Source organism: Armatimonadota bacterium, assembly GCA_037138755.1.
GTDB lineage: Bacteria > Armatimonadota > Fimbriimonadia > Fimbriimonadales > Fimbriimonadaceae > Fimbriimonas.
On sequence record JBAXHT010000001.1, the window covers coordinates 1,973,202 to 1,990,005 of the forward strand.

Sequence of the window (16,804 nt, forward strand, 5' to 3'; positions counted from 1 at the left end):
TGCTAGGTACGACGTAGGGTGGCGAGGTAACCTTTGGGGAAGCGGGGAACCCTCAGCTTTCAGCCTTCAGCAAGACTGATGGCCGACCGCTGAGGGCTAAAAGCTCCATCGAAGGAACTCGAATAAACACCGGGCGTCTGACGTAGTAGTAGGGACGGCGAACCAAAGAATGGTGAGCCAAAGGAAACAACAAGCATATGTGGCAAAGATTTACAGAACGAGCGCGAAAGGTCGTGTTCTACGCCCAGGAAGAGGCGCAGAAGTTCGGTGAGGGGTACGTCTCCACCGAGCATTTGCTACTCGGTCTTGTGCGGGAGAGCGACAGTGTTGCGGCACGGGTACTCGACAAGCTTGGTGTTTCACTCAACCGCGTACGCGCGGAGGTTGAAAAGCAGCTGCCGAGGGGCGATGCGAGGCCGAATCAGGACATGACCCTGACGCCTCGTGCCAAGCGGGTCATTGACCTCGCTTATGACGAAGCACGCAACCTGAATAACAACTATATTGGAACTGAGCACCTGCTCCTTGGTCTGATTCGCGAAGGCGACGGGCTGGCGGGTCGGGTTCTTGCGAAGCTCGGGGTTGAACTTGAGAAGGCTCGGCGAGAAGTGATGGGGTTGCAAGACAACGACACGTCGTCGAAGCCGACCAGCGGTTCGGCGTCATCGTCTTCTTCGTCCTCGTCGCGCTCTTCATCTTCTTCGTCTTCCGGCGGCGCTAAGACGGCTACCCTGGATGAGTTTGGTCGGGACTTGACTGAACTGGCTCGCGAGGGTCGGCTTGACCCGGTTGTCGGGCGGCAGAACGAGATCGAGCGCGTGATGCAGATTTTGTGTCGACGCACCAAGAACAATCCTTGCCTTATTGGTGAGCCGGGCGTTGGTAAGACTGCCATCGCTGAGGGGCTTGCGGCGCGGATTGTGAACGGCGATATTCCGGACATTCTGAAAGATAAGCGAATTGTCTCGTTGGACCTCGCGGCTTTGGTCGCGGGCACCAAGTATCGTGGTGAATTCGAAGAGCGAATGAAGAAGGTAATGGAAGAGGTTCGGCGAGCCGATGGCGCGGTGATCCTTTTCATCGACGAACTTCACACGCTGGTTGGCGCGGGAGCTGCAGAAGGTGCGATTGACGCCAGCAACATCATGAAGCCGGCTTTGGCGCGCGGCGAGCTGCAGTGCATCGGCGCGACGACCCAGGACGAGTTCCGAAAGTACATCGAAAAGGATGCGGCTTTGGAGCGACGGTTCCAGTCGGTTAAGGTCAAAGAGCCATCTGAGGAAGAGGCGATTGAGATTTTGAAGGGGCTGCGCGAGCGGTACGAGGCTCACCACCAGGTAGAGATCACGGACGACGCGATTGTCGCTTCAGTTCAGCTATCTCAGCGCTACATCTCGGATCGGACGCTGCCGGATAAGGCGATTGACTTGGTTGACGAGGCCGCTTCGCGGGTTCGTTTGCATCAGAGTTTGCCGCCGAAGGATGTTCGAGATGATCGGGTTCGTCTCAATAAGATTGTGACGGAGATCGAGCACCTAGAGAAGCGTTCGACGGAGACGGAGAAGCTTGATAAGCTCGTCGCCGAGAAGGAGGCATTGGAGCTTTCGGTTAAGGAGCGCGAAGAGGCTTGGGAAGCTGAAGAAAAGATTGAGCCGATTGTGAATGAGGCGGAGATCGCAGGAATTGTGACTTCGTGGACCGGTATTCCGGTGACCAAGATTGTGGCGACTGAGAGTCAGAAGCTGCTTGCAATGGAGGATGACCTCCATAAGCGAATCATTGGTCAGCACGACGCGGTTGTTGCGGTGAGCCGGGCAATTCGACGTTCGCGAAGTGGTCTTAAGGATCCGAAGCGACCGATGGGTAGCTTCATCTTCATGGGACCAACCGGCATCGGTAAGACCGAGCTTGCGAAGGCTTTGGCGGCCTACCTCTACGATAAGGAATCGAACATGGTTCGCATCGATATGAGCGAGTACATGGAGCGATTCTCGATCTCGCGATTGGTCGGTGCCCCTCCAGGATACGTAGGTTACGATGAGGGCGGTCAGCTTACTGAGGCCGTTCGGCGCAATCCTTATTGCGTGGTTCTTCTCGATGAGATCGAGAAGGCACACCCGGAGGTCTTCAACTTGCTTCTGCAGGTGCTTGAGGATGGTCAGTTGACGGATAGCCAAGGGCGAACCGTTGACTTCCGAAACACCTTGATCGTCATGACGTCGAACGTCGGCGTTAAGCCAATCGAGCTCGATAAGGCGCTTGGTTTCCGAGACACACGACAGGATGTCAACGATCCGAAGACCTATGAGGCGATGAAGAACAAGATGCTGGATGAGATGAAGAAGACCTTCCGGCCCGAGTTCCTCAACCGTGTTGACGAGATCATCGTGTTCCACCACTTGAAGAAGGAAGAGATCCTCCAGATTGCGGACCTCTACATGAAGCGAGTGAACGAGCAAGCGGCCGCGATGGGAATCACTCTGGAGCTGAGCGAGGCGGTGAAGAACCTTCTCGTGGAGCAAGGCTACGACCCAAATATGGGTGCGCGGCCTCTGCGACGGGCCGTTCAGCGGTTCATCGAAGATCCTCTTTCGGAAGAGATGCTGCTGGGCCGGTTTGCCGAGGGTGACCACATTCTGGCCGACGTCGAAGAAGACGGCAAGATCGTGTTCGTCAAGGTTGAACCAGAAGGGAAGAAGAAGAAGAAGGAACTGGTCGGACAGTAAACTATCACTTCTCAGCCCTCAGCCCCCAGTTTTTGCTGGGGGCTCTTTTGTATGTCTGAAGGTAGTCTTTGCGAAGGACATCAAAAATGCAGCTCGCTTCAGATTCTCCCGGTTCCGAGAAGCTCAGAAAGTGGCTAGTTGCGTTTCTTTGTCTCGTTTTTGGCTTATCGATTATTGCTGCAATTTTGATGCCGGCTGAAAATCAAATCATGGGAGACGGCAAGCAGTACTTCGCCCAAACTAGGTCTCTTGTATTTGACCACGACATGGACATCAAGAATGACTTGATTGACTCCGGTGTTGAGCCGACGCTTAAGCCGAACGGAATGGCAAAAATCTCCTTTGCCTGCGGTGCACCGTTACTATGGATTCCGGGGTTTTATCTGTCTGACTTAGCCGCGAAAAAGTTCGATCCCTCTGCTGCAACTGGGCTCAGTAAGTGGTACACAGTTCCCGCCAGGATTGCAAGTTCGGCCGTCGGAGTGATTGCTTTTTTCCTTGCCTTCTTAGTGCTCCGGTCGAGAGTGTCTGAGAGAGTCGCTGCGCTATCAGTCGCAACGATTGCATTAGCTGGAAATCAACTAGAGTCCATCATACTGGATCCTGCAAATTCTCATACGATGTCAATGTTTGCCACATCGTTGTTCCTTTACGTTTTGCTGATAGGCAAGTTTCGAAATGACCACACCCGATTTGCGGCTATCGGTCTAACGATCGGTCTTTGCTTCCTGGCGCGTTGGCAGGAAGTGTTCTTTATAGTGGTTCCCATTGCCGAGCTCGGAGCGAATGTTATCCGAAAGAAACTCAACGTCCTTAGCGGGATTAAGTTGGCGAGCATCATGGTTACAGCAATGCTTATAGTCAGCTTCCCTCAACTCAAGATTTTTGACGTTGTTCAAGGAAGCTACTTCAAGAGTCCTCAGGGTTCGGACTTCCTGTTTTTTACTGACCCGAAAATGCTCCAAGTCCTGTTTAGTCCCTATCATGGACTGTTCCTGTGGCATCCAATTTTCTTCGTTAGCTTGCTTGGGCTTCCGATCCTATTCCGAAAGGATCGATTGTTCTGTTGCTCTCTGATCATCGTTTTCTTGATGCAGTTGTATCTGAATTCTGTCGTTCTGGACTGGAGCGGAACGGCCGGGTTCGGGCATCGTCGGTTTTTCGGGCAGTTCCCCGTCTTCGTCCTGCTTTTAGGGTTCGTTATCGAGAAGATGACGGCGAGAAACCTATGGGTTCTCGCCTCGATACTTTTTGTGCTTAACGTCTTCTCTTGGCTACAACTACGGCTCAGATACATCAGCACGTACAAGCCACCCACGGTCGCGGAGGCGACCTATGAGCGATTTCTGGTACCCGTCCGTGCTTTCCAACGAGTCAAGGCTTTTGGCTTAAGAGGCATTCGCATGGAAGAAGAATCTGATCCGAACTTCTCGCTCTACGACGTCCATCGAAGGTAGGTCTCTTCGCCGCTAAGATCGACAATAGGCTATGCGCTGCAGAGCCTATACTCTAAATGTGTCCGACTTGCAGGAATTGCTTATTGATGTTGTCAAGGGGATCCCTGCTGGGTCGGTAATGTCTTACGGAGACGTCGGGGCGATTATCGGCACCAGCGGACGCCAAGTCGGGCGGATGATGGCTCGGCTGGAGGGGAAGGAGGTGCCATGGTGGCGAGTTTGCAACGCCCGAGGGGAGTTTCCGATTAGTAAGCGGAATCCGATGTTTGAGAATGAGCAGCGGCAGCGGTTGGAGGAAGAGGGGGTTTCGTTTTTAGAGTCGGGGCGAGTGGATATGGCTCGGGCGCGCATGGTTTAGCCTTTTCCTCAACTCCTCACCTGTGAAATATACGAGCTTTGTACTGCTAATTGTGCCGGGTTCGAACCTGCAATGTGTACCAGCCAGTAAATGTATCGTAGTCTTGAGTCAGGGGTTCATCGGAGAATCCCCCGGAAAGCTATGAAAACTTTGATTGTAGGAGCATTTGCTCTCTTAGGCGTATCGGCATTTGGGCAGACAGTTCTGTCAGCGGCATCGACTCCGGGAGATGCAGTGACAGCGAACGGAGCGACCGGAACACTAGGATGGACGTACAATGACGTTCAGGCAGGAGCCACGGCGGGCATCAATACCATGTTTGCTCGGAACGGCAATGCTTCGATGGTTTAATAGTTCAACGGAAGCACCACAGCGAAGGCAGACATCCTGCAGCTCAATCCTAATGGATCAGGCGGATTCAATCCAATGGGTTCGCTCAGCAACCTAACGGCATGGGGTTACGAGAGCTACATGGACGGTTCATCGGCAGTTCAGTTCCACGCTTCGGCCCGACTCGTGCTTGCTGGAAACCTGTTCTCATTCAACCAACTCGTTTTTGATTCGGCATTCACATCCGCGAACACTTGGGAGCAGAATACGATTACCGATTCGAGCTTGGTTTGGTTGTCGCGAGCGGTCACGATCGGCGCAACGATCTATGGTGGCAACACGGGCACCCAGGCGATCCAGTCGAATCCTATGGCTCTCGGCACCCTGAAAGGCCTACTCGATAGTGGCGGAAACTCGACCGCAGTTTACGGCTTCAACATCGGTGCGGGCAGCGGAGTTAACGGAACCTGGACTGGCGCTGCGGACACCCTCAGCTACCGGTTTGGAACGGGACCAGTGCAGACGTACAACTTCGAAGCAGTTCCAGAGCCAGCTTCGATGGCGGCACTCGGAATGGGTGCATTGGCACTTCTTCGACGACGCAAGAAGAGCTGATCCTTCTCATTTGAGCACGAAATGCCCCTACTTGTATAGGGGCATTTTGGTTTGGTTACCGAGTCTCACTGAGCCTGGTTCCGCGCTTCGTTGGAACGTCGGCAGCAGCGGACTGATCGTCCCCTCTCAGAACGTGTAGCCGTTGCTTTGCAGAACGGACTTAATGGTTCCTTCCATTCCGCCGGCTTCGGCGTGAACGACCTTGCCTTCCCGATCAACCACGATCATGGTTGGGAATTGAGTCACTCCGGCCGCTTGAGTCAAGTTCGTCGTGTCAAAGACCGTCGAAACCGGGGTTCGGCGTCCTCGGAAATATTGATTCGCCGGCTGGCTTTCGGAGTTGACGGCGATGACGTTAAGCTTTGGACGCGACTTGCGAGCAAGATCCCCGAGGGCAATCATCGCATCATTTGAAGCCGCTTGGCTCGCTCTGGTGTAGACGACTACGGTTAGGATCGAATTGCTGAAACGTCCGGCGAGAGCCTTATCGGATCCCCCCTCAAGAACGATTCCCACCTTCGGAAGACCGCTTGTCACGAAGGGAACTTGTCGTTCGCCCGGCTTAGCAGAAAAGGTGAACAGATTGTTACCAAGTCTCGGTTCAAGAGTTACCTGCTTGAACACGCCTTTGTACTCGACTCCGCCGACGATCATGGTGAACCCGGAAGGTAGAGCCGTAGTCGGATTGAGATACCGCTTTGTCGATCCGAACTCCATTTGTACCGAATTAACACCTTCGAATTGCGTTACAACAGGAGAACCGGTGCCCGTGAATAACGCGACCGTGCGGTCTGCGATCGACTTGGACTGAACGATTGGTTCGAACGGGGTGAGGAGAGGGAACCCGGTTGATCGACTATCAAAGACTTGATAAGTCATCTTGGGGATGTCTCGAACGTACTTGTAGCGGCCGTCGAAGATCTCTTCTGAACCGGTGGTAGATACTTTGAACTGACCCTCTCGGTTGACTGCAAACTGCGCCTCACCGACACCAACGGCGCCTCCACTGAGCGAAAGGCTGAAAACGCCAGCGGCTGCGTTGGCATTTTGAAGTTGCCGGAGGTAGCGTGTCGCGACCTCTTGGGCGTCTATTTGTTGCCCAGTTCCGAGTGCGAGGATAAATGCCGATGTAATCATATGATCTCAACTTGCGAGGCGCAATAAAATGACGGTCGCGCTCGCTTCCCTGTAAGTAGAGACGAATTTCCATACCAGATAGTCAAGTTCCAGCATAAATTTCATGGAAATTGTGGACAACTCGTAGAAATACCGTCGAATCCTGGAGAGAAATGAAACACTGCGAGGTTGGTTGACGTTAGCACTCTCGGGGGTAAACTGCTAATACCGTTCTCGACCCGTTCGAGGTGGAAACCCCAAATTTTCATCTAGTTAGGAAAAGTATGAGCACGACTCTTGAGAAAACGATGAATATCAAACCGTTGCACGATCGACTAATCGTCAAGGCTGCTGAGAAGGAGCAGGTGTCCGCTGGTGGCATCATCCTTCCGGATTCCGCCCAAGAAAAGCCCCAGCGCGGCGAGGTTCTTGCGGCTGGTCCGGGCAAAAGGCTCGATAGCGGCACGCTCGCCCCTCTCGATGTAGAGGTCGGCGATGTCGTTTATTACGGCAAGTACAGTGGCACCGAAGTAAAGGTTGACGGCGAGGATTATGTGATCCTTCGTGCCGACGACGTTCTTGCGGTGGTGGAGAAGTAAGCACTATGTCAGCTAAAGAAATCAAATACACAGACGACGCACGCAAGCTTCTTGAAGCAGGCGTTGATAAGCTCGCAAACGCAGTTAAGGTGACCCTTGGACCTCGCGGACGCAACGTTGTCCTAGAGAAGAAGTTCGGCTCTCCAACCGTTATCAACGACGGCGTGACGATTGCTAAGGAAATCGAACTTGAGAACCGCTTCGAGAACATGGGCGCACAGCTCATACGAGAAGTTTCGTCCAAGACCAACGACACCGCAGGTGACGGAACCACCACGGCTACCGTTCTTGCTCAGGCGATCTTCAAGGAAGGTATCCGAAACGTTGCGGCTGGTTCGAATGCGACCCACATCAAGCAGGGAATCGACATCGCGGTTAATGCGGTTGTTGCTGAGTTAAAGAACATCAGCACCCCGATCAAGACGATCGAAGAGTCCGTTCAGGTCGCGACCATTTCGGCTAACGATCCTGAGCTTGGAAAGCTTGTCGGTGAGTTGATCCACAAGACTGGTAAGGACGGCGTCGTGACTATTGAGGAATCGAAGTCGATCGACACCGTGACCGAGCAGGTCGACGGATTGCAGTTCGACAAGGGTTACATGTCGCCTTACTTCGTCACCGACGCGACCCGAATGGAGACCGTTTACGAAGATCCGATGATCCTCTTCCACGAGAAGAAGATTTCTTCAGTACAGGACTTGGTTCCTTTGCTCGAGAAGGTTCTTCGAATGGGCAAGCCGTTCGTTATCGTCTCCGAAGATCTTGAGAACGAAGCTCTTGCGACCTTGGTTCTTAACCGAATTCGCGGCCAGCTCCCTGTGGTTGCCGTTAAGGCTCCGGGCTTTGGCGATCGACGCAAGGCAATGCTCGAGGATATGGCGATTCTGACTGGTGGTCAGTTCGTTTCCGAAGACCTCGGAATCAAGCTTGAGAACGTTGGACCAGAGATGCTTGGTTCGTGCCAGCGCATCGTCATCACCAAGGAGACGACCACGATCGTCGACGGAAAGGGTGACAAGGCTGCTATCGAAGGCCGCTTGACTCAGATTAAGAAGCAGATCGAATCGACCGACAGCAACTACGACAAGGAGAAGCTGCAGGAGCGACAAGCGAAGCTGAGCGGCGGCGTTGCCGTTGTGAAGGTAGGCGCAGCTACCGAGACTGCTCTGAAAGAGAAGAAGGCTCGAATCGAAGACGCTCTCGCAGCAACTCGAGCAGCTTTGGAAGAAGGAATCGTCCCTGGTGGCGGAACCGCACTTCTGACCGCAGGTCGAGTTCTCGACGGACTCGGTTTGGTTGGCGATCAGCTGATCGGCGCTAACATCATCAAGAAGGCTCTCGAAGCTCCGCTGCGCACCATCGCTCACAATGCAGGTGTTGAGGGATCGGTTGTTGTTGATGCAGTTCGACGCGAAGGGAAGGGGTTCAACGCTGCAACCCTCGAGTACGGCGACTTGGTTCAGCAAGGCGTTGTGGACCCGACCAAGGTTGTTCGACAGACGCTTGAGAACGCCTCGTCGATCTCTGGTCTCTTGTTGACGACCGAGGCATTGGTTGCGGAGATTCCGGAGCCAGAAGATCAGGGCCACGGCCACGATCATCACCATCATTGATGCGTGTAGACAGTTGATTCTAACAGGGAGCCTAATGGCTCCCTCTTTTTTTGTGCCTAGTTCGGTACTTCACTTGAGCGCCGGCCTCTGGAATGGGTTCGAGCAGACTCCACCGGGTGTAAAATGTTCGCGGAATGGCAAAGAAGCAGTTGAACGTTGGGTTGATCGGTTATCAGTTTATGGGGAAGGCGCATAGCAATGCGTATCGGCAGGCGAATCGGTTCTTTGACCTTCCAGCACAGATCAATATGCACACGATCTGCGGGCGGAACCAGGCGGCGGTGACTGCTGCCGCGGAGACCATGGGCTGGGCCAATGTTGAGACCGATTGGCGCAAGGTGGTTGCTAACCCCGAGATCGACATTATCGACATCTCGACCCCGGGTAATTTGCACGCCGAGATCGCGATCGAGGCGGCGAAGGCTGGGAAGGCCGTTTGGTGCGAGAAGCCGATTGGCAATACTCTGCCCGAGGCCAAGGCGATGCTGGACGCGGTTCAGGCGGCGGGAGTTCCGAATGCGGTGTTCCACAACTACCGCAAGGCTCCGGCGGTTGCTTTGGTGAAGAAGATGATCGAGGAAGGTCGCCTTGGGACGATCTATCACTTCCGGGCGGTTTATCTTCAGGATTGGATTGCTGATCCTTCATTCCCGCTTGTGTGGCGGCTTCAGAAGGAGATCGCAGGTTCAGGGACCCACGGCGATATCAATGCGCACATCATTGATCTGGCTCGGCACCTGGTGGGTGAGTTCGACGAGGTCTGTGGACATCTGCACACGTTCATCAAGCAACGGCCGATTGCCGGTGCGATTAACGACAAACTCGGGGCGGAGGCGACTTCCGAAATGGGCGAGGTGACCGTCGATGATGCGGCAATGTTCTTGGCTAAGTTTAAGAACGGAGCTTTGGGCACGTTCGAGGCTTCGCGATTTGCCGTTGGACGCAAGAACAAGAACTCGTTTGAGATCAATGGCTCGAAGGGGTCGGTCGTTTTCAACCTCGAGAAGATGAACGAGCTGGAGTACTACAATGCCGAGGACCCCGAAGGGTACCAGGGCTTCCGACTGATTCAGGCGACGGAAGCGGTTCACCCTTACGCCGGGCAATATTGGCCGGTTGGGCACATCATTGGGTACGAGCACACGTTTGTTAACTTGGTTGCGGATGCAGTTACAGCGATGTGCGCTGGAACTCCGATCTCTCCGGACTTTGTCGACGGGTACGAGAACCAGCGGGTGCTGGACGCGGTTGAGGTCAGCAGCGAGAAGCGCGGCTGGGTGTCGCTCTAGAGGGAAGCGGGAAGTCGGAAGTTTGGGGAGCCTCGTTCTTCGCTTCGCTTGAACATCGGCGGAGTCAGGCGAGACTCCGCCGATCCCATGGACGGCTTTGTCATGGAGATGAGAGTCGTAGTTTGAGAGTCGGAATTGAGTGAGCTTATGAAGTTTCCTTGGCGGATTGTTGGTGGGTGCGTTGGGGTGATGGTTGTGTTGGCGGGGGCCAATGCGGGGTGGTCGGCTTGGGACTCGGCGCGGCGGGTGGAGCGGATTCGGGCTAAGTTGGACGTGGTTCGGAAGTTAGGGTGGGCGACGCATCCGTCTGAGTTGCCGACTCCAAAGGTGGTCGGGGTCAATGCCTACGATCAGGTTTCGCGGTTTTTGCCGGGACCAAATCGAACGGACGAGATGGGGCTTAAAGGGGCACGTTTTGAGCTGTTTTTGTCCAAAGATGACGCTGGGCTGCTGAAAAGCATTGTTGTTTCGCGGAAAGAACCGCTGGATGGCATTGCAACAGCGATGAGGGCTTCGGGGGAGTTTTCGATCGTAGGTCCAAGGGCGGGAGAATTGCCTGATCCGTTTGCTACTACGATTCCGATTAAAACCCTGTGCTATTGGATACTGGCGGCGGTGGTGGTGGATGTGCGTGAAGGCAAGCTTGAAGCAGCTAAAGAAAAGCTGGGGTGGAACCATCGTGTAGTTCAGAGTCTCTTTCGTCGACCGGAGCGGACGGATTGGTTGTCGGCGTCGACAGTTTTGGGGATGGAGCGGCAGTATTTGTTGATGCTGCTGAACCAGGGAGAGCCGGTCGAGGGGCTGATTGAGTTCCACGCGGACGCGGTGGCGAAGCTTGAGCTTGACCCGAGTTTAATCGCACAGGGAGAGCTGTTGCAGATGATCTCTATTCCGCGGGACGGGGATATTCCGGCGGCTCAGAGGGAGAAGTGGGAGCGGAAGGTGAGGGAGTTTTTGAAGCTGGAGGACCCGAAAGACGATAACTATCTGGAGAGGCAGGGGGCGGGGTACATGCCGAAATATCCTAAGATGCAGCGCATGATGGAACGGCTGCTTGACGAGTGGATCGTGCTGGGGCCTAAAACGTCGGGGTGGAGTTCGGCGTTTGAGACTCGGGAAAAGATTGATTTGATCAATGACCATGTGTGGACGCAGATTCCGGATATTGCGGGCGATGATTGGGAGTATTCGACGGAGGAGTCGCGCCGAAGAAATGCGAGGTTGCTGGAGAAGCCATTGGTTCAGGGATCGATGGTGAGGGCGTTTTTGGAGGCTTGGAAGTTTCGTCGGTTGAAGGGGCGGTGGCCTTCGGCGGGAGAGTTGTTGCTGAAGGTTGATTCGCGTTATCCGGGGGCTAGGTTTGAGTTTTCTTCGTCTTCGGAGGGGTTTCTGATTGATTCGGATTCGATGGCGAGTTCTTCGGAGCCGGAGGTTGCGCTTAGGTATCCCCCAAAGCTTGGCGGAAAGATTTCGTCGGGGCAGGCTGAGATGCGGCAGATGGCTCTGGCTCATCTGGGGCTGGGAAAGGCTCCGGCGGTTCCGGGTGGTCCGCCAGCGGTCCCTTCGGGCGGGGGATGAAGTCAGGGAGAGGCTGGCGAGTAGATTTTTTTTGCGTAACCAGTCTTGGACAGAGGCGTCAGGAGTTTGTGTTGCTAGGACTACTGGCTTTCGGCGTAATCATGCAACGCGCATCTCACTTGCCTGCGCAGGAGTTTAGGATCAATATTGCGACTAAGGGGCCAGTAAATGTCCCTAATCCTCGATCTGATGAAATTCTGGTTGATCGTGATTTGTCGTTCATCGGAACTCTTAGGGTGTCTCCTCTGGGAACAAGCGATGCAGTGACGACCAGACTGAAAGTTGCGGGTCGGAGCAACTTGAAGGCCTTTCTACTTGCGGGGCTCCCTGAGGCACCTCCGCCGAAAGAGGGCGGAGTAGGGCGTTCTGGAGAAGAGCTTATTGTTGAATCCCGGTATCAGTTCGGGGTCAACTTCCGCGGTCCTGAAAAGTCTCTCTGGGCGATGGAATCTTCAAACGACCCTGGCATGCAATGGATTTTAGCTTCCGTGCTAGCCCTCGTTCACCATGTGAGAACGAAACCAAAGGTCGCCAACTTTCTGGTTGCAGATGTCGACGGAATGCGTCTCGAGGCTAGTGTGCAGCCGGGGGATTTCAATAGTACCGATCCTTATCTGCTGAAGAACTTCAAGCATTTTCGGTTTACAGTTTTACGGCGCGATTCTAGCGACACGTTTCCTAATTACGTCAGTGGAACGTTTATTCTTCAGATAACGGGTGGAAAGCTGAAGGAGCTGAATGCGCTGTACGAGATCGGCAACTCCCCGTCAAGTACTGAACCGCGTGGTGTTCTACAAAACCTTCTTAGTAACGTTCAACTCAGGCTAGAAGACGAATCTCTGGCGAAGAAATAGTTTCTTCGAACTATTCAGATTGAGCGTCCGTCTAGGAAGCGGTGAAGTTCGTAGCGTGGCTCGTGGGGATCGTGGCTCTCGTTGGGGGGCTGGTGATTGGGTTTGACGCGGTTCGGGCTCGGCGGGAAGAGGGGGAGATTCAGTCGAAGATCGCTCTGCTGAAGTCGCACGGATGGCCGACTTGTGGAGATGACATGCCGAAGGGGCCACCGGAGGCGGAGAATGCCTTCTTGGTCATCGCTCCGCATATTACGAAGAACAAAGAGACTTATGAGCCGAAGGAGCCGATTATCAAGGTCATCGATCCCTGGCCGTTTATGGAGCCAGGGGATGAGCAGTTGCTTCGGCAGGCGGTCGAGGTTGATCGTGGCGTGTTGGACATTACGGCGAAGGCTTTTCGGGAGCGGAAGGACTTCTTTATTCCTCACAAGTGGGACATGGGGCTATCCATGCTTCTGCCGGAATACGCAGGGCTGAAATCGTTGCAGAAGATGCTGTTAGGCGAGGTTGCGTTGGCGGTTAAGACTGGGAAGCTGGATGTCGCGCAGGAGCGGCTGGATTGGATTCATCGGATTGAGAAAGGATTGGCCCAGGAGCCAGTTCTGATTGGGCGAATGGTTGCGCGGTCTCTGATGAGTCAGGAGCAGGGAACATTGATACGTTTGCACCGACAGGGGCTCCCAGTGTTGCCGCTTTTGAAAGAGGTGTTGACGGAGTGGAAGACGTTTCCGAACGATCTGAAGCCCGTGGTAGGTTCGGAGATGTTGTCGGGATTGGCGACTGTTCGCTACCTCGACAATCCGAGGTTTTGGCTATATCAGAGTCTTCCGGGCAGCTTAATGAAGGGCCGAGTCGAAAACATTGAGGAGGGCTGCACGCCGAAGTCAGGAGATTATGTGCCGAAGGTGGGTGCAGCACGCGCAAAACTACGCGAGGTTTTGGATCGGTATATCAACATCGACTTGGATACGGCAAGTGGCGTTCACCACAAGCATATCGGAGTTGCTATGAAGGCGTCGGAGGAACTGTGGTCGACCGTGCCCTCATTCGCTGGTTTAGTAGTTGGTTCAACCGCAGGGTCGGAGCCGAGTGTTGGGGTTTCGATGGAGTTGCTGCGGTTGCAGCCCGCAATTCTGGACCTCCTAATCCGAGTGATTGAGTTTGAGCAGAAGGGCGGGAAGCTTTCAGCGCTGCCAGCTGATATCGCTTTGGGCGAGTTGGCGAGGGCGGACGGGATTTTGTTTGAGGTTTCGACTGAAGGAGAAAAAGTGGTTTTGACAGCGATGGAAGGTTCCAACGAGGTTGATCGGACGACTTATCCGGCAAGCCTTGACATGAAGTACCGCACGTATGCAACTGCTCGGACAGAGGCGATCAAGCGGCTTGAGGAGGTATCGGATCCTTCGAAGCGGAAACGAGGGGTTGGTGCAGACCCGGCGGGAGTGCCGCCGTCCGTAGGTGCGCCCGCCTCGCCATAAGGATCAGGGTGGTCCAAAGATTGACCTTAACCAAGTAAACTATCCGGGTGTGCGGAATTGCCGGATACGTCGGACCGAAAAACGCAGTTGACGTTGTATTTGACCAACTAAAGCGCCTGGAATACCGGGGCTACGACAGTGCTGGGATTGCCTACCTGGAGGGTGACAAGATTGCGGTCACCAAGCGGGCAGGGAAGCTGAGCGAGCTCGGGAAGGTTCTGTTTGAATCTCCGAAGCAGGCGGAGCTTGCGATTGCGCATAGCCGCTGGGCCACTCATGGTGGACCTACGGATGAGAACGCTCACCCTCACTACGACCAGTTTGAGCGGGTTGCGCTCATCCATAACGGGATTATTGAGAACTACCTGGAGCTAAAGGAAGAGCTGATTGCGAAGGGGCACAAGTTCAAGTCGCAGACGGATACAGAGGTTGCCGCGCACATTATTGGCGAAGAGTATGCGCATGGTGTTTCGCTTGAAGAAGCGGTCAGGAAGTCGGCGAAGCGGCTCCGAGGAGCCTTCGCTCTGGTCGTGATGTCAAATACCGAGAAGGACAAGATTGTCTGTACTCGCAATGCTTCTCCATTGGTTTTGGGGATGGGAGTTGGCGAGAATCTGTTGGCGTCCGATATTCCTGCTCTGCTTCCTTACACGCGAGAAGTAGTAATCGTTGAAGAGCATGTTGTGGCGGTTTTGACCCGAGAGGGGATCATGCTGATAGATGCGGATGGCCGGTCGTTGCCAGTGAAGTCGACGCATATCGATTGGGATATTGCAAGTGCTGAGCGGGGCGGATTTGAGCATTTCATGCTGAAAGAGGTTTACGAGCAGCCGCAAGTGATGCGACAGGTGACGGCTGGGCGGATTGACGAGAAGTCGAAGATTCGGCTTGAGGGGATCTTTGGCGAGAACGTTTGGAACGAGATCGATAGGGTGAACATCATTGCCTGCGGTACGGCGTACCATGCGGGGCTGATGGGCAAGCACTTCTTTGAGTCAGTGCTGCGTTTGCCTACGGACGTCTATTACTCCTCCGAATTCCGCTACGGTGATCCGGTTCTGTCACCCAAGTCCCTGGCGATTTTCGTTAGCCAGTCGGGTGAGACGGCAGATACTTTGGCAGCGCTCAAACTCTGTAAAGATCGTCGTATTCGGACGCTGGGAATCGTAAACGTGATCGGCTCAAGCATAGCGAGGGAGTGTGATCGGACAATCTTTACTCAGGCGGGACCTGAGATAAGCGTCGCTTCCACAAAGGCTTACACTGCCCAAGTGATGGTGTTCGCCCTTCTCGGGCTATACATCGCGCAGGTGCAAGAAGTACCAGGTGTCAAAGTTGAGGAGTGGGCCGAGGAGCTGCTCCAGATGGACGGTTTTGCTCAGAAGTGTTTATTGCTCGAGGATGAAGTCATTAAGTTGGCCGAGGAGATCAAGGATATGCCGCTGTGCTTCTTCCTTGGTCGGGGCGCGGACGCTTTTGTGGCAGCCGAGGGTGCGCTTAAGCTAAAGGAGATCGCCTATATCCCGACTCAGGAGTATCCAGCGGGTGAAATGAAGCATGGGCCTTTGGCCCTAATCACAAAAGATGTTGTTTCTATCTTCGGTGCAACCGACCCTAGGATCAGAGAGAAGGTAGTTTCGAACATGAAGGAAGTCCAGGCTCGAAGCGGTAAGGTTATTGCGATCGTGACGGAGGATGACACCGTGACGGAACAAGCAGCGGACCACGTCGTCAGAATTCCTAGAACCAAGTTTGAGTTCCTTAACGCGCTTTTAGCGATTGTGCCGCTACAATTATTGTCGTATCACATCGCAAGGTTGAACGGGTGCGAGATAGATCAGCCAAGAAACTTGGCGAAATCTGTTACTGTGGAATGAATTGGGTTGCCGCCCTGAGGAGAGATGGGGAGGCAAACCGAAAATGTTTGATTGGAGGCATTGGAGTTTGGCACTGGATTCTAAGTTAGTTGGGAGCGATGATCCGAAAATCATTTCGGTTGTTGGGCTGACTAGCGGCGAACAACCACTCATTTCTCCAATCAAGTGGCAAGGCTACTTCACGATCAAGCGAGCATTCGACATCGTGATCTCTGGCGTACTGTTGCTTCTCTTGTTTCCGTTCTTTTTCTTGGTTTCGGTGATCATCTTTGTTTCTTCGCCGGGCCCAGTTTTATACAAGGGGTCGCGGTATGGAAAGGATGGCAAGCCGTTCCAGTTCCTGAAATTTCGCAGTATGTACGTTGACGCAGATAAGCGTCAGCTCGAAATGGAGAAGACGTGCAACGAGTCGAACGGAGCAATTTTTAAGATGAAGGACGATCCGAGAATCATCCCTTGTGGGAAGTTCATTCGGAAGTACAGCATTGATGAACTGCCTCAACTCATCAACGTATTTGTTGGCGATATGAGTCTTGTCGGACCTCGACCATTGCCCGTGCACCAAGGCGACAAACTGGTGGGAGTAGAACGGAGTCGGATGACGGTACCCCAGGGAATGACTTGTTTCTGGCAGGTCATGGGGCGGAGTGACCTCAGTTTCGAGGACATGGTTCGCCTTGATATCGAGTACGTTCAGAAGATTGGATTCCGTACCGACGCGAGGATATTGTTGCGGACACCGATCGCGGTCATCACCGGTCGCGGTGCATATTAGCGAATTGTCGCATAATAGAGGTTGCCATACGCATTTTTGCTAGTTTGAATCAAAGCTGGCATCAATCTTAGGTGGTTTGTCGGTTGAAATAGACTGATACTAATCGGGTGAGGCGTGGAGTCAGTCTTTGACTGGCATG

14 protein-coding genes are annotated in these 16,804 nt (G+C 53.9%); 13 read left to right on the plus strand and 1 reads right to left on the minus strand.

Annotated elements, in window-relative coordinates; genetic code table 11:
* Positions 1-197 precede the first annotated feature (197 nt).
* The 5 genes from WCK51_09395 to WCK51_09415 all read left to right on the plus strand — a co-directional run bounded on the left by WCK51_09395 (position 198) and on the right by WCK51_09415 (position 5,486).
* Positions 198-2,726 (plus strand): ATP-dependent Clp protease ATP-binding subunit, encoded by a 2,529-nt coding sequence (locus tag WCK51_09395; GenBank protein MEI7577097.1) that lies wholly within the window; start codon positions 198-200, stop codon positions 2,724-2,726.
* A gap of 86 nt (positions 2,727-2,812) precedes the next feature.
* Positions 2,813-4,183, plus strand: coding sequence for a hypothetical protein (locus WCK51_09400; GenBank protein MEI7577098.1), 1,371 nt, complete (start codon positions 2,813-2,815; stop codon positions 4,181-4,183).
* 58 nt (positions 4,184-4,241) lie between these two features.
* Positions 4,242-4,541 (plus strand): MGMT family protein, encoded by a 300-nt coding sequence (locus WCK51_09405; GenBank protein MEI7577099.1) that lies wholly within the window; start codon positions 4,242-4,244, stop codon positions 4,539-4,541.
* A gap of 141 nt (positions 4,542-4,682) precedes the next feature.
* Positions 4,683-4,892 (plus strand): hypothetical protein, encoded by a 210-nt coding sequence (locus WCK51_09410; protein MEI7577100.1) that lies wholly within the window; start codon positions 4,683-4,685, stop codon positions 4,890-4,892.
* Between the two features lie 75 nt (positions 4,893-4,967).
* On the plus strand, positions 4,968-5,486 hold the full coding sequence (locus WCK51_09415) for a PEP-CTERM sorting domain-containing protein (GenBank protein MEI7577101.1): 519 nt from the start codon (positions 4,968-4,970) through the stop codon (positions 5,484-5,486).
* Positions 5,487-5,612: 126 nt separating this feature from the next.
* On the opposite strand, the gene WCK51_09420 is transcribed toward WCK51_09415, so the two are convergent.
* Complete coding sequence (locus tag WCK51_09420) at positions 5,613-6,623, minus strand: hypothetical protein (protein MEI7577102.1); 1,011 nt, start codon at positions 6,621-6,623, stop codon at positions 5,613-5,615.
* A 287-nt stretch (positions 6,624-6,910) separates the two neighbouring features.
* On the opposite strand from WCK51_09420, the gene groES reads away from it, so the two are divergent.
* From groES to WCK51_09460, 8 genes are all read left to right on the plus strand, one after another.
* Positions 6,911-7,201: a co-chaperone GroES gene (gene groES, locus WCK51_09425; protein ID MEI7577103.1), complete on the plus strand. Its 291-nt coding sequence runs from the start codon at positions 6,911-6,913 to the stop codon at positions 7,199-7,201.
* Between the two features lie 5 nt (positions 7,202-7,206).
* A complete protein-coding gene (gene groL / locus WCK51_09430) occupies positions 7,207-8,814 on the plus strand; it encodes a chaperonin GroEL (GenBank protein ID MEI7577104.1) in 1,608 nt (535 codons plus the stop codon).
* 134 nt (positions 8,815-8,948) lie between these two features.
* Positions 8,949-10,103 carry a Gfo/Idh/MocA family oxidoreductase gene (locus WCK51_09435; protein MEI7577105.1) on the plus strand — a complete coding sequence of 385 codons (1,155 nt, stop codon included), beginning with the start codon at positions 8,949-8,951 and terminating at the stop codon, positions 10,101-10,103.
* Between the two features lie 147 nt (positions 10,104-10,250).
* Positions 10,251-11,681 carry a hypothetical protein gene (locus tag WCK51_09440; protein ID MEI7577106.1) on the plus strand — a complete coding sequence of 477 codons (1,431 nt, stop codon included), beginning with the start codon at positions 10,251-10,253 and terminating at the stop codon, positions 11,679-11,681.
* Positions 11,682-11,782: 101 nt separating this feature from the next.
* Positions 11,783-12,535 carry a hypothetical protein gene (locus WCK51_09445; protein MEI7577107.1) on the plus strand — a complete coding sequence of 251 codons (753 nt, stop codon included), beginning with the start codon at positions 11,783-11,785 and terminating at the stop codon, positions 12,533-12,535.
* Between the two features lie 41 nt (positions 12,536-12,576).
* A complete protein-coding gene (locus WCK51_09450) occupies positions 12,577-14,013 on the plus strand; it encodes a hypothetical protein (protein ID MEI7577108.1) in 1,437 nt (478 codons plus the stop codon).
* 47 nt (positions 14,014-14,060) lie between these two features.
* Complete coding sequence (gene glmS, locus WCK51_09455; GenBank protein MEI7577109.1) at positions 14,061-15,890, plus strand: glutamine--fructose-6-phosphate transaminase (isomerizing); 1,830 nt, start codon at positions 14,061-14,063, stop codon at positions 15,888-15,890.
* Between the two features lie 67 nt (positions 15,891-15,957).
* Positions 15,958-16,665 carry a sugar transferase gene (locus tag WCK51_09460; GenBank protein ID MEI7577110.1) on the plus strand — a complete coding sequence of 236 codons (708 nt, stop codon included), beginning with the start codon at positions 15,958-15,960 and terminating at the stop codon, positions 16,663-16,665.
* Positions 16,666-16,804 lie beyond the last annotated feature (139 nt).

What these genes read in the sequence shown, in the direction of transcription:
- WCK51_09395 (MEI7577097.1), top strand. Translation starts at nt 198, where the DNA reads ATGTGGCAAAGATTTACAGAACGAGCGCGAAAGGTCGTGTTCTACGCC.
- WCK51_09400 (MEI7577098.1), top strand. Translation starts at nt 2,813, where the DNA reads ATGCAGCTCGCTTCAGATTCTCCCGGTTCCGAGAAGCTCAGAAAGTGG.
- WCK51_09410 (MEI7577100.1), top strand. Translation starts at nt 4,683, where the DNA reads ATGAAAACTTTGATTGTAGGAGCATTTGCTCTCTTAGGCGTATCGGCA.
- WCK51_09415 (MEI7577101.1), top strand. Translation starts at nt 4,968, where the DNA reads ATGGGTTCGCTCAGCAACCTAACGGCATGGGGTTACGAGAGCTACATG.
- WCK51_09420 (MEI7577102.1), bottom strand. Translation starts at nt 6,623, where the DNA reads ATGATTACATCGGCATTTATCCTCGCACTCGGAACTGGGCAACAAATA.
- groES (MEI7577103.1), top strand. Translation starts at nt 6,911, where the DNA reads ATGAATATCAAACCGTTGCACGATCGACTAATCGTCAAGGCTGCTGAG.
- groL (MEI7577104.1), top strand. Translation starts at nt 7,207, where the DNA reads ATGTCAGCTAAAGAAATCAAATACACAGACGACGCACGCAAGCTTCTT.
- WCK51_09435 (MEI7577105.1), top strand. Translation starts at nt 8,949, where the DNA reads ATGGCAAAGAAGCAGTTGAACGTTGGGTTGATCGGTTATCAGTTTATG.
- WCK51_09440 (MEI7577106.1), top strand. Translation starts at nt 10,251, where the DNA reads ATGAAGTTTCCTTGGCGGATTGTTGGTGGGTGCGTTGGGGTGATGGTT.
- WCK51_09445 (MEI7577107.1), top strand. Translation starts at nt 11,783, where the DNA reads ATGCAACGCGCATCTCACTTGCCTGCGCAGGAGTTTAGGATCAATATT.